The sequence below is a fragment of the Paenibacillus pabuli genome (assembly GCF_039831995.1).
GTDB lineage: Bacteria > Bacillota > Bacilli > Paenibacillales > Paenibacillaceae > Paenibacillus > Paenibacillus pabuli_C.
On record NZ_JBDOIO010000003.1, the window covers coordinates 3,783,502 to 3,802,737 of the forward strand.

General features: G+C 48.1%; 21 protein-coding genes and 1 riboswitch. Of the genes, 6 read left to right on the forward strand and 15 right to left on the reverse strand.

Features of this window, described 5'->3' with window-relative positions:
• Positions 1-170 precede the first annotated feature (170 nt).
• The 14 genes from ABGV42_RS18935 to serS form a co-directional block, all read right to left on the reverse strand.
• The gene (locus ABGV42_RS18935; protein WP_347383017.1) at positions 171-1,214 is read right to left on the reverse strand and encodes an EAL domain-containing protein; all 1,044 of its coding nucleotides are present in this window, start codon (positions 1,212-1,214) and stop codon (positions 171-173) included.
• Between the two features lie 210 nt (positions 1,215-1,424).
• The gene (locus tag ABGV42_RS18940) at positions 1,425-3,677 is read right to left on the reverse strand and encodes a bifunctional 2',3'-cyclic-nucleotide 2'-phosphodiesterase/3'-nucleotidase (RefSeq protein WP_347383018.1); all 2,253 of its coding nucleotides are present in this window, start codon (positions 3,675-3,677) and stop codon (positions 1,425-1,427) included.
• A gap of 463 nt (positions 3,678-4,140) precedes the next feature.
• Complete coding sequence (locus tag ABGV42_RS18945; RefSeq protein WP_347383019.1) at positions 4,141-4,557, reverse strand: pyridoxamine 5'-phosphate oxidase family protein; 417 nt, start codon at positions 4,555-4,557, stop codon at positions 4,141-4,143.
• 399 nt (positions 4,558-4,956) lie between these two features.
• Entirely contained in the window at positions 4,957-5,415 is a 459-nt protein-coding gene (locus tag ABGV42_RS18950) for an NUDIX domain-containing protein (RefSeq protein WP_347383020.1), read from the reverse strand.
• A gap of 64 nt (positions 5,416-5,479) precedes the next feature.
• Positions 5,480-6,244: a LamB/YcsF family protein gene (locus tag ABGV42_RS18955; protein ID WP_347383021.1), complete on the reverse strand. Its 765-nt coding sequence runs from the start codon at positions 6,242-6,244 to the stop codon at positions 5,480-5,482.
• The gene (locus ABGV42_RS18960; protein ID WP_347383022.1) at positions 6,244-7,269 is read right to left on the reverse strand and encodes a biotin-dependent carboxyltransferase family protein; all 1,026 of its coding nucleotides are present in this window, start codon (positions 7,267-7,269) and stop codon (positions 6,244-6,246) included. The genes ABGV42_RS18955 and ABGV42_RS18960 overlap by 1 nt, the downstream gene beginning before the upstream one ends.
• Positions 7,266-7,991, reverse strand: coding sequence for a 5-oxoprolinase subunit PxpB (gene pxpB / locus ABGV42_RS18965; RefSeq protein ID WP_347383293.1), 726 nt, complete (start codon positions 7,989-7,991; stop codon positions 7,266-7,268). The genes ABGV42_RS18960 and pxpB overlap by 4 nt, the downstream gene beginning before the upstream one ends.
• A gap of 75 nt (positions 7,992-8,066) precedes the next feature.
• Positions 8,067-8,648, reverse strand: coding sequence for a histidine phosphatase family protein (locus ABGV42_RS18970; protein WP_347383023.1), 582 nt, complete (start codon positions 8,646-8,648; stop codon positions 8,067-8,069).
• A gap of 50 nt (positions 8,649-8,698) precedes the next feature.
• Positions 8,699-9,271: a DUF1572 family protein gene (locus tag ABGV42_RS18975; protein ID WP_347383294.1), complete on the reverse strand. Its 573-nt coding sequence runs from the start codon at positions 9,269-9,271 to the stop codon at positions 8,699-8,701.
• A 49-nt stretch (positions 9,272-9,320) separates the two neighbouring features.
• Positions 9,321-9,650 carry a DUF952 domain-containing protein gene (locus tag ABGV42_RS18980; RefSeq protein ID WP_347383024.1) on the reverse strand — a complete coding sequence of 110 codons (330 nt, stop codon included), beginning with the start codon at positions 9,648-9,650 and terminating at the stop codon, positions 9,321-9,323.
• Positions 9,651-9,706: 56 nt separating this feature from the next.
• Positions 9,707-10,264, reverse strand: coding sequence for a GNAT family N-acetyltransferase (locus tag ABGV42_RS18985; RefSeq protein WP_347383025.1), 558 nt, complete (start codon positions 10,262-10,264; stop codon positions 9,707-9,709).
• Positions 10,254-10,658, reverse strand: coding sequence for a DUF2809 domain-containing protein (locus tag ABGV42_RS18990; RefSeq protein ID WP_347383026.1), 405 nt, complete (start codon positions 10,656-10,658; stop codon positions 10,254-10,256). The genes ABGV42_RS18985 and ABGV42_RS18990 overlap by 11 nt, the downstream gene beginning before the upstream one ends.
• Before the next feature lie 293 nt (positions 10,659-10,951).
• Positions 10,952-12,058, reverse strand: coding sequence for an Ig-like domain-containing protein (locus ABGV42_RS18995; RefSeq protein WP_347383027.1), 1,107 nt, complete (start codon positions 12,056-12,058; stop codon positions 10,952-10,954).
• Between the two features lie 232 nt (positions 12,059-12,290).
• The gene (gene serS / locus ABGV42_RS19000) at positions 12,291-13,586 is read right to left on the reverse strand and encodes a serine--tRNA ligase (protein ID WP_347383028.1); all 1,296 of its coding nucleotides are present in this window, start codon (positions 13,584-13,586) and stop codon (positions 12,291-12,293) included.
• Between the two features lie 375 nt (positions 13,587-13,961).
• On the opposite strand from serS, the gene ABGV42_RS19005 reads away from it, so the two are divergent.
• The 3 genes from ABGV42_RS19005 (at position 13,962) to ABGV42_RS19015 (ending at position 16,611) form a co-directional block, all read left to right on the forward strand.
• On the forward strand, positions 13,962-15,194 hold the full coding sequence (locus tag ABGV42_RS19005; protein WP_347383029.1) for an MFS transporter: 1,233 nt from the start codon (positions 13,962-13,964) through the stop codon (positions 15,192-15,194).
• Positions 15,195-15,657: 463 nt separating this feature from the next.
• Positions 15,658-16,044, forward strand: coding sequence for a VOC family protein (locus ABGV42_RS19010; RefSeq protein ID WP_347383030.1), 387 nt, complete (start codon positions 15,658-15,660; stop codon positions 16,042-16,044).
• Positions 16,045-16,140: 96 nt separating this feature from the next.
• On the forward strand, positions 16,141-16,611 hold the full coding sequence (locus ABGV42_RS19015) for a hypothetical protein (RefSeq protein WP_347383031.1): 471 nt from the start codon (positions 16,141-16,143) through the stop codon (positions 16,609-16,611).
• On the opposite strand, the gene ABGV42_RS19020 is transcribed toward ABGV42_RS19015, so the two are convergent.
• On the reverse strand, positions 16,598-16,735 hold the full coding sequence (locus ABGV42_RS19020) for a hypothetical protein (RefSeq protein ID WP_347383032.1): 138 nt from the start codon (positions 16,733-16,735) through the stop codon (positions 16,598-16,600). The two genes, ABGV42_RS19015 and ABGV42_RS19020, sit on opposite strands and share 14 nt — an antisense overlap.
• Positions 16,736-16,781: 46 nt before the next feature.
• Positions 16,782-16,894: riboswitch (TPP riboswitch) on the forward strand.
• Positions 16,895-17,102: 208 nt separating this feature from the next.
• On the opposite strand from ABGV42_RS19020, the gene ABGV42_RS19025 reads away from it, so the two are divergent.
• Genes ABGV42_RS19025 through ABGV42_RS19035 form a run of 3 tightly spaced genes read left to right on the forward strand, consistent with a single transcriptional unit; the run spans position 17,103 to position 19,221 of the window.
• A complete protein-coding gene (locus tag ABGV42_RS19025; protein WP_347383033.1) occupies positions 17,103-18,143 on the forward strand; it encodes an ABC transporter substrate-binding protein in 1,041 nt (346 codons plus the stop codon).
• 29 nt (positions 18,144-18,172) lie between these two features.
• Positions 18,173-18,463, forward strand: coding sequence for an MTH1187 family thiamine-binding protein (locus tag ABGV42_RS19030; RefSeq protein ID WP_347383034.1), 291 nt, complete (start codon positions 18,173-18,175; stop codon positions 18,461-18,463).
• Complete coding sequence (locus tag ABGV42_RS19035) at positions 18,463-19,221, forward strand: ABC transporter permease (protein ID WP_347383035.1); 759 nt, start codon at positions 18,463-18,465, stop codon at positions 19,219-19,221. Before ABGV42_RS19030 ends, ABGV42_RS19035 begins: the two co-directional genes overlap by 1 nt.
• The last annotated feature ends 15 nt before the right edge of the window (positions 19,222-19,236 follow it).

Consider the following 19,236-nt stretch of genomic DNA (forward strand, 5'->3'; position numbering starts at 1 on the left):
ATGTCGACTTCAACCCTTATCTATCAAATCAAATCTATCTATAGGGTTATCATATATATCGGCTCAAGTTCATATTTATTTGATTACAAAAATTGACATGGCATGACAAACAAGCCACTCCGGTAACCCGAAGTGACTCGTATATGTATACATAGTAAGGAGGCATTTATTTAGGCGGATGTTTGACGATATGGACCCTGCGGCGGCTTAGCCGATGGTTTACCAAAGTAATATCCCTGAGCCAGTTCGATGCCTATGGAACGGCAAAAATCAAATTCCTCCATGCGTTCGATGCCTTCAGCAAGCACACGTCCCCCGAATCGGCGTGACATCTCAACAATATCGATAATTTGCTGTTGTTTAACCGGATCACGATCACAATGATCAATCAGACTACGATCAATTTTGACAAAATCGGGCTCCAGCCGATTCATCAATTCAATGGTTGAATACCCTGCCCCGACATCATCCAGTGCAACCGACATTCCACGGGAACGATACACCGAAAAAATATGTTGAAGGATGGACATATGCTGAATCTGTTCCGTTTCCACAACTTCAAACACAAAATCCTTCGGGTCCAGTGCCAAGCGTTCAATCGCCTCAAACGTATGGGTCAGGCAAAATTCAGGATTGTATATCGAGGAGGGCAGGAAATTCACAAAGCGTTTAACACCATGAGGCAAAAAAGCTGCACTTGTTTCGATTGCAGTAATCCTTGCGGTCCGATCCAAAAAAGTATGTAATCCCGTATCCCGGGCAACCTCAAATAAGTCATACGGGCTAAATGGAGTCCCATTTTCGGAAGGCCGCAGCAGGAACTCGAATCCGATAATCTGTTCATTGGCATCAACAATAGGCTGCATATGACTGCTGAATTGATTGTTCAAAATAATGGATACCAGGTCTGCATGCTTGAATCGAGATTCCAGCATCCGAAGACTAATCCAGCCTGACTGATCCGCTTGTTCATGAATCGGAGTTACCTGTACTGTAATGGACTCTGGCAGGATTGTTTCGAGCTTCTGTATCAATCCAAGCCAGTTCTGTACAGATTCAGCATTCGTATAGGTCATCCATATCGCTTCTTCCGAATGTTCAACATGCACACCCAACGTTCGCAGCGCTTCCAGCAAAACGGGGAAAACGGGACGCAGATACAGAGTACCTTGATCCTCAATTGGATAGATTGGACTGCAGCCACTGCAATTCATGTAGAACCCCCTTGCCGGTTTATGTTTCTATTTCAATTAATGTTTACTGGTATATACCCAAAGTTTGTAAATATTATAGCATGGGTCATAAAATTAATCTCTAGTGTTTTGATGACTTCCGGTATGAACGTTTTGGCTACAGTCTTAAACATTTTTGCAGAAAAAAGACCGTCAGTCTGATGACTGTCGGTCTTCATTATCCGCTACATATTATGAAGCGGGAATTACGATTTTCTGTCCAACTTTCAGTTGATGTACATTTGAAATTTTGTTGGCTGTGGCAAGCTTGCGCCAGTCCACTCCATATTTCAAGCCGATGCGGTACAGGTTGTCCCCTTTTTTCACCACATATACCACTTTGCCGCTTGCTGGTTTCTCAGGTTGCGGTTGCGGTTCAGGTTTTGGCGTTGGGGCTGGCGTTGGCGCTGGAGAAGGCTCCGTTCCCGGTTCAGGAGTCACCGCTGCTTCTCCAGTCAATTTCAAGCCATACTCGGCAAAACCTTCATCATTGGTACCAATGAAAGACATCGCAGGGTTTGCTTCAACCAGTGCCTTGGCATCCGGGGAAGACGCAAACACGACTTCAAGATCGTCCAGCGCTGCTGCAGTTACACTTGCAGAAGGCTTGATTGGTGCCAGTGACCAGTTGCCATCAGCTGCCGGGTTAATCTTTTTGTTATCACGGATATAGTCAATGATAACCTGACGGTTCTCATCCGGTGCTGCCAAAACGATACGTTTACCGTCCGGATTGGCCAATTTGGACGAAGAAGCACGATAGTTATTCGTTGCCACGATAAACTTTTGCTCCGGATCGATCGGCTTGCCATTGAAGCTGAGGTCCTTGATCCGGTTTGCCGAAGCATTCACCACGGTTGCTTTGGAATCGTATTTTGCAGGCTGAGTCACATCGATTTGGTACGTTACGCCATCGATAACATCGAAGTTGTACGTCGGGAAATCCATGTTGATCAGCTGCTGCTGTCCGCCCTTAGCCGGGTCGATCTGATTGAACTGGCCCGCAGACCATTCCAACCATTCCTTGATTTCAGCACCGTTAACCATAACGGCATGTACCGTATTTGGATATACGTATAGATCAGCTACGTTTTTGATCGCAATGGTGCCTGCAGGGATATTCGTGTAGTACGAAGCACCTGAACGGCCGCCCGCTTTAAATGGAGCTCCTGCAGACAATACCGGGATATCTTCATACTCGGTTCCTTGCATGTGTTTCTCCACATACCATTTCTGTGCATTCGTTACGATCTGAATGGATGGATCATCCTGAACCAATGCGAAGAAGCTGTTGATTGGAGCAGTTGTCTCTCCGACCGGACCACGTACATATTCAAGAGTACCCTCGTGCTCGTCATGAACGGCATCGATGATCTCCTGATCCGCATCAACCAATGGCTTTTTGTTCGCAGTGTCATAGATTGGACGCGCTTCCGTCGCGGAATCTACCACGGTCCATTTGCCATCAACCAGTTCCAGATCGAGGTCGATGATTCCAAGATGATCGCCCCAGAATCCTGGTTCCACCGCTGGAACACCATTGATGGTACCTTTTTCAAGATCCACCCCTTTTTTGCCTTCAAAATCAGCACTTGGGAATACCTTGTGGGCATGTCCAAACAAAATGGCATTAATGCCTTCCACTTGGCTCAGATAAAGCACCGAGTTTTCCATCAGATCCGTTTGAGGGATATCTTCAAAACCGGAGTGAGGAATGGCAACGATAATGTCCGCACCTTCAGCCTTCATTTGCGGAATGAATTTCTTGGCCGTAGCGATAATATCCTTGGCAATAACTTTGCCTTCCAGATTAGCGCTGTCCCACTGCATGATTTGCGGCGGTACGAATCCAATGACACCCACCTTGATGGTATGCTCTTTGCCGCTCTCATCCGTTACTTTTTTATCCAAAATCTTATATGGCGTGAAGTAATTCTTATCGTTCGTTTCATCGTCATCGCCGTCATCTGCATAGACATTCGCATTAATATAAGGGAAGTTGGCACCCTCCAGCGTCATGTCCAGGAAATCCAGACCATAGTTAAACTCGTGGTTCCCGATGTTACCGGCATCATAATCGAGCAAATTCATTGCTTTATATACAGGGTGAGTCTCACCCTTTTGAAGTGGATCGATTTTGGCTACATAGTCTCCAAGCGGGTTACCCTGAATCAGGTCGCCATTGTCGAACAAAAGGCTGTTCTTCGCTTCATCACGCGCTTTTTTGATCAGCGTAGCTGTCTTGGCGAGTCCATACTGATCGGTCTCTTTGTCGGAGTAGTAATCATAGTTAATCAGATTGTCATGAATGTCTGTTGTTTCCATGATCCGCAATTTTACTTTGGCAGCATCTGCAGCCGATACAGGTACCGGAAATACGGCAAGCACGTTTAATGCAACCAAAGCGGCAGTTAGGCTCGATAATACTTTTTTGTTCTTTTTCAAAATAACCCCTCCCGGTTATGTACATTGAATCATGCCATAGTGTGCAAACGAATAGGCGCAGAAATAGCCTAGATTTCATGGGTTGTGCGTTCTGAATTTCCGGTCTTAACCAGCCGAATTCAGGTTAGTTTATCTCACATGAACATCTATTCATATCTGTGCGTATCGTTTACATTCCAAATCATAACGCAATGAGACGTGGTTGAAAAGCATTATTTTTTACATTATCCGCACATACAAAGCCAACTTTACATAATCATGCGGAGTTTCGACATATTTCTCGCTTTTTTTGTTAATATATAGTTTACCCAACGTGTTAAATACGTATATTACATAAGACTTACATATGTATCCATTTCATCCTGTCCATTAGCCAGCAAAAAACCGTGAAGCCCTAATGCCTCCACGGTTTATATGTCCTTCATTATTCAGCGCTTCCAAAGAGCGCTATTATTTGACTGCTTTATTGTTCCCACACCTGATGCTCATGGTCCTTGCCTGTATATTCAATGCGTACTGGTGTAATATCCAAAATGACATAATTCGGATCGTTCGGGCCGTCAAACCAGGCCTTCAGTTCATCATTCCACACTTCTTCGCGCAGGTTTTCATTTTTGGTCACTTCACAAGTTCCTTCAATCTCAACCACTTCTTTGGTGCCACCCGCTTCATAGCCAAGCAAAAGACTTACATTGGGGTTGTTCTCAAGCTCCTCCACCTTATGTGTGCGGCGGTTCGTCGCCAAATGAATATTCATGCCATCATTGAAAAGCGCCATATAGCGGGATTTCGGTTTACCATTCTCGACAGTTGAGAAGCTGCAAAAGGGGTTGTTTTCCAATGCTTTTACAATGTTTTGTTCTAGTTCAGTCTTATTCATGGGACATGCTCCTTCCGGTTGGGGGTAGTTTTGAAGATATATGGGCAGCCGTTACGGTTACGGATCGTTCTTCCGATCACTGTTGTCTACAAATATTCTTGATTTGATTGTTGTAAGGTTATAATTCAGAGACAAACGTGACCGCTGACGCTTCTTCAGAATCGATTCCGTTCCCTTCACTGCTCCCACAGTTCTTCAAATCAGGGATAGTTAAGCCAAAGGATTACAGGACACCTCATTAAATGCCCGTCTTGAAGGCTTCTTCTGATGTTATCGAGTAAACAGCAGCTTGTTTATATATAAGTTGCGTGACATAAAAGCCTGTACTTATAGTGTACCCACCCCACCTATGGTGAATCCATGAATCCGTTCGTAAACGTGACCATATTGGAAAGGTTATTAGTTCATATCCCCAAGATAAATTCGCGATGGCTCACGTTTTAACAGCAATTGGCCAATGGTTTGGGGATACAACCGGACGGAAGGCAGATCCTCAAGGGCGATCCATTCCACCGCGACCTGATGATCATCCGGGTTGGAGCCTTCAAATACTGTGGCATTCACATCCTTCAGACTGCATTCGAAATAAAACTCAACCTGGTGAATGTCCGCATCCCATTCGGCAAACTCATGATTTTTACCGATGTATTCCCGGATATGCAGCAATTCTCCCACGGTCACCGCCTGTCCGATCTCCTCCAGACACTCGCGGGCAACCGCATCCTTCAGTTCTTCCCCCTTTTCCTGTCCCCCACCCGGGAAAACATGAGCTGCACCGTATTGATCCTCCAAACGGATGACGAGCAGCCTTCCATTCTGTACGATGACCGCCTTCGCGGAATTTCGTATCGGTTTCATCTGTTCATCGACTCCAATTCATTCATATGTAACTATCTCGAACGTTTCCGGTTCTGATCCTATCTCAAGCATGACCTGGAGCCGACAGGATTACTCCTTCAGCTTCAAGTAACATGTGGATTTCTCTGGCAAAAGAAAGGGCATGTTCCCCGTCGCCATGTATGCATATGGTCTCCGCTTTGAGGGAAATCGGTACGCCTTCCGTGGACACAACGATACCTTCATTCACCATACGCAGCACCTGAGCCAGTGCCTGTTCAGGCTGCTGAATGACTGCTCCCGCTTGACTGCGGGGCGTCAGTTTTCCATCTGCCCCATAAGTCCGATCGGCAAACACTTCACTCACGCTGCGCAAACCGATCCGATCCGCTGCCTGAATGAGCTCGCTGCCTGCGAGACCATACAGGTATAGTTCAGGTCTCACGTTGTAAACCGCCTGAGCAATAGCTTCAGCAAGCAGCCTATTCTCCGCGGCCATATTGTATAACGCGCCGTGCGGTTTCACATGATGCATGCAGCCGCCGTAAGATCGGACGAAGGCATCGAGTGCCCCGATCTGGTAGACCACCATGTCATAGGCTTCCTGTGGCGTTATATCCATACGTCTCCTGCCAAAACCCTGCATATCCGGCAAGCCGGGATGCGCTCCAATTGCAATCTGATGCTCCATGGCCTTTTCCACCGTTGATCGCATGGTGGCCGGATCCCCCGCATGAAATCCGCAAGCAATGTTGGCGGAAGTGATCAGCGGCAAAACCGCTTCATCCCAGGGCATTCGATATATACCATAACTTTCGCCCAGATCACAATTGATATCCACCTTCTTCATTAACGTTCCCCCGTTTCGGCCAATCTTCTGCGGATGAATGCAGCGCTCAGCTGCAATCCCCGTTCCTGCTCAAAGAATAACCGCTGCGCTTCTTCACGTGTAATTGGCTGAAAAGCAACCCGAGTCCCTGGCCTAGCCTGGGCCAATACCGGCAAATCCACGCTGGCTACCTGTGCAATCACAGGATATCCTCCAATGGTCTGATGATCTGCCATCAGTATGATGGGCTGACCATCTGCTGGCACCTGAACAGTGCCATAGGTAACTGCTTCCGATAGCCGGCTCATGGGTCGTTCAAGCTCCAGCCTTGAGCCCTCCAATCGATAACCCATCCGATCCGACTGAGGAGCAATCACGTACCGCTCACTATACCATCGTTCCAGGCTGCCCTTGGTAAACTTGGAAATATCCGCGCCTGGCATTACACGTATCACCGGCTCAAGCTGATATAAAGGCCATTCTCTACTTGATAGATGCCATATCGGTGCCTTCATTCGTGTCTTCTCAAGCTTCACTTGTTCCAGTAATGGATGGAGCATGGCTTGCGCTTCGCAAGATGCCTCCCCAGCAGATAAAATATCTCCTGTCCGCAGAGCTCTGCCTTCCAAGCCACCAATACCCGTTTTTAGGTCCGTACTTCGGCTCCCCATGACCTCATTCACCACGATCCCGCCGGCAATGGACAGGTATGCTCTCAATCCGGATCGACATCTCCCAAATTTCAATACACTTCCCGCTAATAGCCCGACTGGACGCCACAGGGGAACGGGATGGTCATCCACGGTCGCCGACAGATCTGCACCACATACAGCAATAAGGCTATTTTCATGAAATCGAAGTTCGGGACCTGTCATGGTCATCTCCAATACAGCTGCATTACGGGAATTATTCACCAGCATATTGGCTGCTCTTGCTGCAAATGTATCCATGACCCCACCAGGATGCACCCCATGCCGTCGATATCCGTACCTTCCCTCATCCTGAACCGTTGACAACAAGCCTGGGCGAATGACCTCCATTCTCATCCTTCGCCCTCCTTCCATTCCATGTAATCCTGCTCAGTTATCGCTTCAAACCGAACCCGATCCCCTGCCTGCAGTAGACTCGGCTGATCATGCTCAGGACGAAACAGCTTCAGGGGTGTTCGTCCGATGCATTGCCAGCCCCCGGGCGTGGCTACCGGGTAAATTCCGGTTTGCTCGCCGCCGATTCCCACGGTTCCGGCTTCTACCTTAAGCCGGGGAGTTGCTCTTCGGGGTGTAGCGATCCGTTCCGATAACCCGCCAAGATAGGGAAATCCCGGTGCGAATCCAATCATGTGAACCAGATAATCGCCAGATGTGTGAATCGCAACGACTTCAACTGGCGTCAGTCCGTTTTCTCTCGCAACATACTCCAGGTCAGGCCCGAATGGACCCCCGTAGCAGACTGGAATCACAACGGTTCTGGATTGGTTATGTACGGAATCCTCCAGCATCTCTAACCGGGCCAGTATCATTCTGCACACATGTTGATATGGAGAAATTCCACTTTCTCCTTTTTCTGCAGCGGATCGAGTAGAAACTGCAATAACCATTGGATCATAAAACAATGCAACGGACGCGTACGACGGTACCAACTCCACCATGCCCGGAAAGGGACGTTCCTCCAGCCAAGTACAGATTGAGATCACTCTGCGGTGAACTTCATCCGATATCGCATCTCCTAAACGGATCATCACCCCAGCCTCACCCAGTGGAGACAGCATCTCTTCCGTCCATACATACTTGATTCTGCTCACGCCATCTCCTCCCTTACCTGCAAGTTTAGGATAGATAATGTTCTATTTCGAGCTCAGGTGCACGCTACAATTGTACAATTCACACGCCCAGGATCCGGCTTTCTTTTCTATCCGGGTAATCGAGGTATTGGACAACTTGTTGCTAATATCAAGCGCAGGTACCAATCCTCTGAGGGTATTACGCAGAATCGCGCCATGACTGACCACAATGACTCTGCCATCGGGGAACTCTTTGCAAATATCCTCAATCGCAGCACTACCTCGCAATGTCCCGGCGTCTGCAGCTTCCTGTCCCAGCTCAAAGCTGCTCCATTCCGGGCCCCATTTGGCTACACGCTCTGCTTCTGTTGTTCCTTCCACTTGTCCGCCGCCCATCTCACGCAGCCTCGGGTCCAGACGAATCTCATCAATCCCAAGCCGTTCACTGATGATCTTCGCCGTCTCACTTGCACGCTCCAGGTCACTCGCATAGATGGCATCCCACGATTCCGTACTGAGCCTTTCCGCAAGCAAAACGGCCTGTTCTCTCCCCTCCTGATCCAGCGGATTGTCCGTTTGTCCCTGGGACCGTTTTTCCTTATTCCATTCAGTGCTTCCGTGACGTATTAATGCAAACTGTGTCATAGTGTCCCTCACTTTCTTCTATAGTAGGCGTTTAATATATTGCCGATCATTTAATCCGTGTCTAACTCATCCTTGGTAAAATGCCTGCGTTCTTTTGGTTTGGCAAATTTGTTGCCGTTGTATACTGCGGACCCGTTCCTTGGAATGGAAAGGCTGTTCCATGGTGTTTCTTTCAGCATTTTGGCCGCGTAAATGATCTGTCCCACATGGTATGGATAATGCGCCAATTGCCGCGTAATGGCCTCCATGACGGTATGACCTTCATTGCGAATGTATATGATCTGTGAGAGCTGTTCCGGTGTAAAGGAACGAATGGCACTCAGCAAACAATTCCAGCCTTCTTCCCACTTACCCAACAGTTCTTCGCGTGTAGAGATGTCATTTACGAATTCGGCATCCCGCGCTCGCCAAGGCTTTTCTCCATCGGATGTGAGCACGTCCGTCCATCGGGATAACATATTGCCCCACAAATGCTTCACAATCACCGCAATGCTGTTGGCATCTTCATGCCACGCCTGAAATAATTGCTCGGTCTCAAGCTGTTCCATAGCCTTCTCTCCGAGCTGCTTATAGTACAGAAATTGCTTCTCGGCTGTCTCCAGAAATGCCTGATTCATATTCATATCCAATAGGCCAACACCTTTCTGTCCATATTGAAGTACAGGGTTTGCTTTACTCGGGAAATACAAGTGTCCCCTCTTCGTTCGGCGGAAAAGGGATCACTTTCTTCACCGCATCCAGATTGAGCTCGCCATAAATATGGGGGAACAGTTCATTTAACTCATACAGATCTTCATATACAAGTTCCGGCTTCAATGTTTTTTCATCAATAGCCAGCAACAGCAGATCCGTACGCCCTGCGTAATATTGTGCTGCTACCCATGGAATCTGCTCCTTGGTAGAACAATGAATGAATCCATCCGTCTCCAGGCTATCCGGTGCGTACACGTTCTCCTTGGATACCTGTTCCCACACTGATTGGGAAATAATGCTGTAGATCATTGTTCCGCCTCCTTGTCATTTCTTCCTTATATGTATCCTATACATCATTGCAAGTATTATAGATCATCCCGGATACGGGAGTACAATTTTTGATCGGTGAACACGCCTTTGATCTTCAATTGTTTGCGAAGCAAACCTTCATATGACATGCCCAATTTCTCCATGACCCGCGCAGAGCCAACGTTGCCTGCGTTGCATTTACCTTCCAGCCGGTTGCAGTCCAATTCCCGAAAGCAGTAATTGACGATGGGCTGCATCGCTTCAGCAGCAATCCCTTTATTCCACTCGGTGCTTGCAATGGCATATCCCAAAGAAGCGCTCTGCATAAGTTCATTAAAATGAAAAATCCCCCCGCGGCCAATCAGGCGCCCCGTGTCTTTGCGAACAAATCCCCATAGATACACCAATTTCTTCTCATAATTGTCCAAGGCCCGTTGGATGTATTGAACGGAGTCATCCACCGTCTCATGGCGGTTCCACAGACTCTGCTCGCTCACTCTTGGGTCAGAGGCAAATGCATAGTAATCCTCCGTATCATCTAATGTAAGACGTCTGAGCAGCAGCCGTTCCGTTTCAAATTCTGGCGACTCCGCAAATAACTTTTCAATGTGCATACAAACTCCTCCTATTGCTTAGGAAATAACGGTCTATCACGAACGTGCACAGAATCCCTGCTGTATATCTGACGAGATCTATGACAAGAAAACCGTGTCCCAAAATCAGGGCACCCAACATGGTTGAACGCACCTCATTGAGCCAAGGCATCTGAATCATTTGCGAGAATTCTATGACCCAGCTAAACAAGAAGCTCAATAGAAATGCCCAAGCCTTACTTCTCCTGATCCAAACCATACGAAATCCGAAATAAATCATGCCTGCCCACAAGGCATCTCCAGCATGGTCATGTAAGAAAACAGGCAGCATATCCCCATAGCGACGGGATGCCAGCCCGGCTGCCATCACCATTATTGCGGCAATAAAATAAATTCGTCTTCCTCTGATCGACATCACCTTCTCCAATACTTACGATCCATCGGACCTAACCCGAAGTTGCTATTTAAACAGCAATTCTCTGCCTCAAGTAAGCCCAATCTTTCAGATCCCCATTTGAACTTATAATTGTTGCTTTTATGTGGATCACATCCTCTCCGTTTTTGTTTCTGGCCGCACGGCAGGTATCCCACTCATTGCGGTGACTTTGTATTTTTGTATCTAAAAAGGGACGTATATTCTACGTCCCCTTCGCTGTCTATCCCTATGATGTAAAAATGCTATGTCACTCGCTGTATTGAAATTAAGCTTTATTTTACCGTTACCGGTATCGTCACTTTCTTGTTGTTCCACTTGGCGATTATGCTCGTTTTTCCTTTGCCCACAGCCACCACTTTGCCATTGGTTACGGTAGCTACGCTCGGTTTTGTACTGCTCCAGGCTGCATTGTTTGTAACAACCGTCGTTTTGCCTGTATCATACTGCGCCATAATGGTTAACATTGCGCTTCCCTGCGGAGATAACACAAGCTTTTTCTGGCCTGTAATCAACTTTTTGAGCAATGGAACAACCGTAACTTCTGTCTTTATTGTCTGATCCTGATAGGTTCCTGTCAAGGTTGCCTTTCCTTCGGTCAGCGTTTTGACCGTCCCGTTTTTAACGGTTGCCACTGCATTGTCCGAGGAAGTCCATGTTACCTGCTTCGACAGATTAATTGTTTTTCCGTTGGCATATGTACCAATGACCTTCAGTGCTTTGGATTTCTTGATGTTCAACTGCATTGCAGTAGGGGTAACTTCCACTTTGGTAATGATGTCGGTAATGGCGACAGGCACTTTAACCGTTTCCGAGCCATATTTGCCTTGCAGCAGCACCCGGCCTGGCGTATTGCCTTTAATCTTGCCGTTTTCCACGACAGCCGCTGCATTCGAAACGGTCCACACGATCTCTGATGTTACATCTTCTTCCTTGCCGCTCGCACGCACAATGCTGACCTTGGGCAGGGCACTTTCACTGCCTTTGACAAAACTGTAGGATTTGGGCGATGCTTTGATGCTTTTGATTTTCTCGGAAACCTGGACAACGAGCTGCGCCTTGGCCCCATCGACTTCAGCATGGATTGTTGCCTCACCCGCTGATACCGCCTTTACTTTACCCTTCACAATGGTTGCCACTGCTGCATTACTCGTAGACCACGTAACCCCTGCAGTCACATCCTGCTTGTTATCAAATCCTTCAACAACAGCCATCACCTTAAGCGCAACTGTCTGTGATACACTCAACTTCTGCGGGCTGCTATTGGTAATCTCGATGGAGGTTACGTCACCTGTAGCCGCCAGAATGTGTGAGGGGGCCATGATGGTACATATCAGGATGAGTGCAAGCATTCCTCGAAGTGTTAATTTGATTCTGTTCATTTCAATTCCCATCTCCTATAACCCAATATTTTACTTCTATTATATTATATCGGAGATGCGATGCATAATAATGAATATTATAGGAATAGAATGGTCAAAAGAAGTGAGATTCGACAATTTTTCGATAGACATTTCAACAATTTAAGCTCTATGTCATTTAGATTGAAAAGACAAAAACAGAACCCTTTTTAAGGGTTCCGTTTTTATCTTTCTGTCAGCTTATAATTAACTGTTACTCTTCACTCTGAAGCGGCAAAGTCAAATATTCAGCACCGCCCATATAGGGCTGCAGAGCTGCCGGAATACGAATGCTTCCATCCTCTTGCTGATGATTCTCCAATAGTGGAATGAGGATCCGCGGCGATGCCACGGCTGTATTGTTCAGCGTATGGCAGTACGCCAGCTGACCATCGGCATTACGGCAGCGAATGTTCGAACGGCGCGCCTGAAAATCATGCAGATTTGACGACGAATGGGTTTCCCCATAAGCACCCCTGCTTGGCATCCATGTCTCAATATCATATTGTTTATACGTTTTCTGCGACATGTCGCCCGTACACACCGCAACCACCCGATAAGGCAGTTCAAGCAGCTGCAGCAATTCTTCTGCATGTCCGGTAATTTCCTGCAGCATGCGCTCCGATTCCTCCGCATCCGGTGCACAGAGAATGACCTGTTCAACTTTGGCAAACTGATGCACCCGGTACAACCCTCGTACATCCCGTCCGCCTGACCCGACCTCACTGCGGAAACATGTTGATACGGCAGCCAGCTTAATCGGCTTCTGTACATCCACAATCTCATCCGCATAATACGATACGAGCGGTACCTCGGAGGTTCCGACCAGCCACTTGCCCTCCCCTTCCAACGCATAGACCTGATCGCGTCCTGTCGGGAAAAATCCCGTATTCACAAGTGCATCCTCCCTGACCATTAGAGGCACTTCCATCGGGGTGAATCCATGCCGCAGCAGCAGATCAAGCGCAAGCTGCTGTACAGCCCGGTGCAGGAGCAGCCCTGCTCCTTTCAGCACATAGCTTCGTGTCCCGCCGATCTTCACCCCGCGCGGAATATCAATCAGATCGTGGAGCTCCCCGAGTTCCACATGGTCCTTGGCCGTGTAAGCGAAGGTTGGTGTCTCTCCGACACGTCGCAGCTCCACATTATCCTCGTCCGATGCTCCAATCGGCGTATCCGGTGATACCACATTCGGCACCAGCCATTGCAGCCTGGTCACTTCCTCCTGTACGCCCGCAAGCTCCGCTTCGATCTCTTCCAGCTTCTCATTCAATTGTATCACCTGAGCCCTCAGTCCTTCGGCCTGTTCCCGATCCCCGGATTGCATCCATTTTCCGATATCCGCTGATAAGGTATTCCGCGTCCTGCGTCCTTCTTCCACTTCCTGCAAAAGCGCCCTGTGCTCCTCATCCCGCTCCAGCAATTCACCAATGCTAATATTAATTTTCTTCCCGTCTGCCGCCGCCTGCACTTCATCTGCATGGGCCCGAATCCACTTCATGTCCAACATGGTCACCGTCTCCTTTGGCTGTAAAAATGCAAAGAGCGCCCTCATCCCTTGGGACGAGGAGCGCTCTGCTCGCGGTGCCACCCAACTTGCCGAATCAGGATACCCTGTTCCAGCCTCTTGGTCCGCGATAACGGGCGGTTCCGGTTAACTTGGGGATGAATTCGCTCCCCTGGCGATAACGCCTCCGAGTTGGATGCTCTTCAACGGCATGGTTCCGATCTGTAATTGTTGTGTCTCAGTATATACGAACCATGAACCACATTGCAAGACCTACCAAATCCTTACATATGCTGTTATGATAGACTTGTTTGCACTCGGACGTATGATCCGAAGCAGCTGACCTCAAATTGTACATAGGTATAGAAGGAGTTTTCCATGAAAAAATTGTTATGGATCGGCTGCCTGTCCTATTTTCTTATCGGACTTGCACACGTGGTCCTCGGATCCATTCTGCCTGTCGCATTAGAACATTACGGCAAAGATTACAGTCAGGGAGGAACGCTAATTTTTGCCCAATTTGCCGGATTCCTGGGTGGTGTACTGTTGTCCCCTCAGTTAAATCGTCGCTTTGGCAAACGCAGCGGGTTACTTATCGCAGCAGCCCTGCTATGCATAGCAGAGTTATCCTATATGCTGCTGCCTCCCTGGGGCCTCATGTTTGTCATTGCACCAGCTGCCGGTTTCGGATTCGGCATGATTGAAGCCGTAATCGGTACGATCATCATTGCCGCCATCAAAGAAAATACCGCAGTTGCGATGAGCAGGCTTGAAGTACTATTCGGCATCGGGGCCATGGTCATGCCGCTGATTGCCAGTGGTCTGATCTCGGCAGGATACTGGCGCATGTCCTTTCTCGTCGTTGCCGTCTGTTCAGCACTGACTTTCATCTTCTGGGCCCGAATTTCATTCGGGGAGCTGGATCATACACTCAGTAGGCGCAAGCCAGATGCAGTTACTGGACATGTTCATGCTGTGGAGTCATCCGATGGTGTGTCTCCTGCAGGCCATGGCATAACTGGCTCAACCTATCGAGGGCGTAATCTGGCCCTGATGAGCTTATTCGTTGTATTTTTCTTTCTCTATGTTGGTACGGAGATGAGCCTTGCCAACTTCATGCCTGCGATTCTGATTGAAAAAATGAACATGAAGGAGGCAGGAGCAGCACTTAGTGTTACCTGCTTCTGGATCGCAATGTCTGTTGGAAGGCTCTTCGCCGGATATATAGCGGAAAAGTTCCAGTATCGGGTTTACGTTTTATACAGCTGTCTGGCAGCTGTGCTGCTCATGGCCATTTTTCCGTTCACCAACCAGATCTGGTCTGCTTTTCTAATTATTCTGCTGCTCGGACTGGCGTTTTCAGGCGTCTTCTCCATTGCACTCGTTTTTGCCAGCAAAATGCTGCCGGGAACAGAAGAATCTACACCCAGTATCCTAATTGCATCCGGCGGAGTCGGCGGCGCCATTCTGCCTCTGCTCACTGGCTGGAGTCTGGATCATCTGGACGTCAATCAATCCACATGGATGCTTGCGATATTTACCTTAGGCCTGCTTATCATCAGCTTGGTTACTTATCAGTGGCAGAGCAAACACCGTACAGCTTCGGTTTAATCCCCGACTTGCGCAATATGCTGAATTCTCCAATTCGCTATAATGTAAAGCGGCTCCGCAGCATATGCTTCGGAGCTCATTTTGCTTCGTTAATCGCTCTGTAGTCCAGATCTGATGTACTTCTATTGCCTCCGTCATGATTGCCCAGGAAATAGTTTGCAGCGGGAGTATTTCATAATCTTAAAAAAAACTATGCATTTAATTTAAGATTCCAGCGTTAACTAAACTTCATTGTTGATCAAAGGAAATACCACTTCTTTCCCTTTAATAAACGTGCGGCGTAGTTGGCAACTCTCTCTCATCCTCTCTGCTTACTCTGCCAATTATAGAGATCACGAATATCTCCACATAAGTGAACATTCTGTGAATTTAAATTAAATCATATTTGACAACTTGGAATTCAAAATCTATCATATCCCTTATTATGTAAGAAATTAGTTTTTCAACTTAGGAGGTTAACAAGATGGGTTTTCATAAGCGTATTGACCACATCGGCATTGTTGTGCGTGATCTGGAGACAACCCTGCGTTTCTATACGGAGATTGTAGGACTTGAATTGAAAGACCGGGTAACCCACACGAACGGTGTCATTCAGCTGGCTTTCCTCGGCTTCAACGGAAGTGACGAGACTGAGATTGAGTTGATACAGGGATACAGCGACAAGCTGCCTTCCGAAGGAACGGTGCACCATTTTGCTATCCATGTGGATGACCTTGATGCGGAATATAAGCGGATTCAGGCTACGAAGGCCGAGTTTATTGACGGAGAGATCATTACGTTGCCCAACGGCTATCGCTACTTCTTCATCTATGGACCGGAAAAGGAATGGATCGAGTTTTTTCAACGCTAAAACCAAGTACTGCTTTAGGAATATTCAATTCCATGGACCAGCGGGGATGATGTGACCTGTTACGCATTTTCCCACCCCATTTTCAAGGAGTTCGACATGAAAAAATGGTTCCAGATTATCTCCGTTATTGCTGTCATATGGGCATTATGCTATACCGTTTGGATCTCAATTTTACTAGGAGAGTCTTTACTTGTTGCGATAAGCAACAAACCTCTTCCCCAATCCTCAGTCCAGGTTCAAGATCAAGGTACGACCCTTGTAATTCCTGCTGAATATTTTGAGTATACGTGGAAAAACAATACGAAATATAACGAATTTTCAGCAATCGATATGCCAGCCTCCCCTGTGAATGTACCTGCCGGTTCTGAGCTTCTCATTTCCTTCGATCAAACTCCCAAGGAAATTAAATCTATCCAACAGGCGAATGAGCTACACAGTTGGACGAATCTGAATTCCCCTCGGCATACAATCACAGCACCTGATATTCCTGGAATATATACATATTTGTACAGCGCAAGTTGGTTGGAAGGCAGCGTTAGTTACGTGATCAAAATCAAAGTACAGTAAACAGCGTCTCACCGCCTGCCTTGTATGAAAGACTGCCTCCGGGTTGCTGATCCGTACGAATATTCGTCACATTCCCCACAAACAAATCACCCTTGGCTGTTCCATCCAGTTCCTGACTGGACACATTCCGGCCTCTGGCCTATAATTACACTAGTAATGCCCGTAACTTCATAGTTTCCCAGGGGAGTCGGAATTGGCCGGCTGAGAGTGTATCCCATCAAGATACTAACCCTTAGACCTGATCTGGATCATGCCAGCGTAGGAATCGGAGTATATCGAATTGGCCCAGCCATGTGCTGTCGCCACCTCTCTAACGCCTGCATGCGTCCCGGATTACGGGGCGCTTTTTTTGATGGTATCTTTTTGACACAAAAAGTACGCCATCCGGATCACAGCTGGTATAAATCGAAGGATTTATGCACCATGCTTGGATATGAAGCCAAGGAGTACCCCGCGCCACTGGCCGGACCATATGAAGGAGAGAATTCAAGATGAGATGGCGTAAAATGATCGGACTCCTGCTCTTGTGTGTGACCATGATCACCGTTGCTGCATGCGGCGGCCAAGAAGCAGCACCTGCAGGACAGAACGGCAGCAGCAACACCGAAAACAGCAGCGAAGGTGACAGCACAGCCTTGAAGGATGTTAAAGTCGTGCTCGACTGGACACCTAATACAAACCACACTGGCCTTTACGCCGCCGTGGATCAAGGATTTTACCAAGCGGAAGGCTTGAATGTCGAGATTGTGCAGCCGGGTGCCGGCGGTGCAGATACAATGGTGGCATCGAATGAGGTGCCTTTTGGCGTAAGTTATCAGGAGAGCGTAACACAGGCCCGTACACAGGATGTCCCGCTTGTCTCCATTGCAGCCGTCATTCAGCATAATACGTCGGGATTCGCTGCTCCGGTGGACAGAAATATTAAATCACCTAAGGATTTCGAAGGCAAATCCTATGGCGGCTGGGGTTCTCCCGTTGAAGAAGCGGTTATGCAATCCATTATGGAAGGCGAAGGCGCCGATGTGTCCAAAGTGAAGAATATCAACATGGGCGACGCCGACTTTTTTACCGCAGTGAAACGGGACATTGATTTTGCCTGGATTTTCTACGCCTGGACCGGCATTGAAGCCGAGCTGCGCGGAGAACCCATCGACATGCTGTATGTGAAGGATTATTCCGATGCGCTGGACTATTACACGCCTGTTCTCGTCACGAACGAGCAGACCATCAAGAACGACCCCGAGCTGGTAAAGGCGTTTATGAAGGCGACTTCCGAAGGCTATCAATACGCGATTGATCATCCCGAAGAAGCTGCAGACATTTTAATCAAGGCTGTGCCGGATCTGGATAAGGACCTTGTGGTGGCAAGCCAAAAATGGCTGAGCCCGAAATACAAGGATGACGCCCCGCGCTGGGGTGAGCAAAAACAGGAAGTATGGCAGAACTACACGGACTGGATGTTCAACAAAAAATTGCTTGATGAGCAGGTTGACGTATCCAAAGCCTATACGAACGAGTTTTTACCCCAATAAAGTTGAATCGAAAGGAGCCGTGATTTCTCATGGCAAGCACACTGCTTAGCATTCAAGTGATTCCCAAAACGCAGAATGGCGAAAATTCATATCCTTACGTAGATCGTGCCATCGAAGTGATTCAGCAATCCGGCTTGAAATATCAGGTTAATCCGCTTGACACCACGATGGAGGGTGAGCTGGAGGAACTGCTGGAAGTTGTCCGCAAAATGCATGAGGTGCTCGTGGAGGCTGGAAGTCCAAGCATCATCTCCCAGATCAAAATTGCCCATAGCCCGAACGGCTTCAGCATGGATACCCTGACGGAGAAATATCGCTAATGCATACGTACTTCAAAAGTGTATGGCCGCCCATAGTGGCGGTTATTCTCTTTATTGCGGTATGGCAGGGAGCCGTGTCCCTGTTTCATATTGAAAAATGGATGCTGCCTGCACCTTCGGACATCGCGCATGAAGCAGCTTCCCAAGCAGACCGGCTGGGCATGCATGCATGGGCAACCATTCAACTCACGTTAGTCGGCTTCGCGGCCGGCACGCTGGTTGGACTGCTGATCGCTATGGTGCTGCACCTGATTCCATTTCTGAAATCTGCACTGTATCCTTTACTTATCCTTAGTCAAAATATTCCGACCATTGCGCTCGCTCCGCTCCTGCTGATCTGGTTCGGATTCGGGCTGCTGCCCAAACTGATTACCATCATTCTGGTCTGCTTCTTCCCGGTCGCCGTCGCCGCCATGGATGGCCTGACGCGAACGGATGCCGCCATGATGAATTACATGCGCATGGCAGGAGCAAGACGCGGTCCAATTTTCTGGAAGCTGGAACTCCCGCACGCACTGCCTTCCATTTTCTCCGGCGTCAAGATTGCCGCCACGTACAGTGTTATGGGTGCCATTATTGCCGAATGGATCGGAGCCGATAAAGGAATCGGATATTACATGATGCTTCAAAAGTCCGCTTACCGAACAGATCGTCTATTCGTTGCGATTATGATTATTGTCGCGCTCAGCCTGTTGCTCTTCCTGTTCATTGCCCTGCTGGAGAAGCTGCTCGTTCGCTGGCGCCCACAGAAACGCTGATTCGCAGCATAAGCA

Bases quoted from the DNA above. Each gene is read 5' to 3' on its own strand.
- pxpB (WP_347383293.1), bottom strand. From the start codon at position 7,991: ATGCTGTCTCCACTGGGTGAGGCTGGGGTGATGATCCGTTTAGGAGAT.
- ABGV42_RS18990 (WP_347383026.1), bottom strand. From the start codon at position 10,658: ATGTCGATCAGAGGAAGACGAATTTATTTTATTGCCGCAATAATGGTG.
- ABGV42_RS18970 (WP_347383023.1), bottom strand. From the start codon at position 8,648: ATGACACAGTTTGCATTAATACGTCACGGAAGCACTGAATGGAATAAG.
- ABGV42_RS19010 (WP_347383030.1), top strand. From the start codon at position 15,658: ATGGGTTTTCATAAGCGTATTGACCACATCGGCATTGTTGTGCGTGAT.
- ABGV42_RS19005 (WP_347383029.1), top strand. From the start codon at position 13,962: ATGAAAAAATTGTTATGGATCGGCTGCCTGTCCTATTTTCTTATCGGA.
- ABGV42_RS18995 (WP_347383027.1), bottom strand. From the start codon at position 12,058: ATGAACAGAATCAAATTAACACTTCGAGGAATGCTTGCACTCATCCTG.
- ABGV42_RS18945 (WP_347383019.1), bottom strand. From the start codon at position 4,557: ATGAATAAGACTGAACTAGAACAAAACATTGTAAAAGCATTGGAAAAC.
- ABGV42_RS18975 (WP_347383294.1), bottom strand. From the start codon at position 9,271: ATGAATATGAATCAGGCATTTCTGGAGACAGCCGAGAAGCAATTTCTG.
- ABGV42_RS18935 (WP_347383017.1), bottom strand. From the start codon at position 1,214: ATGAATTGCAGTGGCTGCAGTCCAATCTATCCAATTGAGGATCAAGGT.
- ABGV42_RS19035 (WP_347383035.1), top strand. From the start codon at position 18,463: ATGCATACGTACTTCAAAAGTGTATGGCCGCCCATAGTGGCGGTTATT.
- ABGV42_RS19025 (WP_347383033.1), top strand. From the start codon at position 17,103: ATGAGATGGCGTAAAATGATCGGACTCCTGCTCTTGTGTGTGACCATG.
- serS (WP_347383028.1), bottom strand. From the start codon at position 13,586: ATGTTGGACATGAAGTGGATTCGGGCCCATGCAGATGAAGTGCAGGCG.
- ABGV42_RS18960 (WP_347383022.1), bottom strand. From the start codon at position 7,269: ATGAGAATGGAGGTCATTCGCCCAGGCTTGTTGTCAACGGTTCAGGAT.
- ABGV42_RS18955 (WP_347383021.1), bottom strand. From the start codon at position 6,244: ATGAAGAAGGTGGATATCAATTGTGATCTGGGCGAAAGTTATGGTATA.
- ABGV42_RS18950 (WP_347383020.1), bottom strand. From the start codon at position 5,415: ATGAAACCGATACGAAATTCCGCGAAGGCGGTCATCGTACAGAATGGA.
- ABGV42_RS18980 (WP_347383024.1), bottom strand. From the start codon at position 9,650: ATGATCTACAGCATTATTTCCCAATCAGTGTGGGAACAGGTATCCAAG.
- ABGV42_RS19030 (WP_347383034.1), top strand. From the start codon at position 18,173: ATGGCAAGCACACTGCTTAGCATTCAAGTGATTCCCAAAACGCAGAAT.
- ABGV42_RS19015 (WP_347383031.1), top strand. From the start codon at position 16,141: ATGAAAAAATGGTTCCAGATTATCTCCGTTATTGCTGTCATATGGGCA.
- ABGV42_RS18985 (WP_347383025.1), bottom strand. From the start codon at position 10,264: ATGCACATTGAAAAGTTATTTGCGGAGTCGCCAGAATTTGAAACGGAA.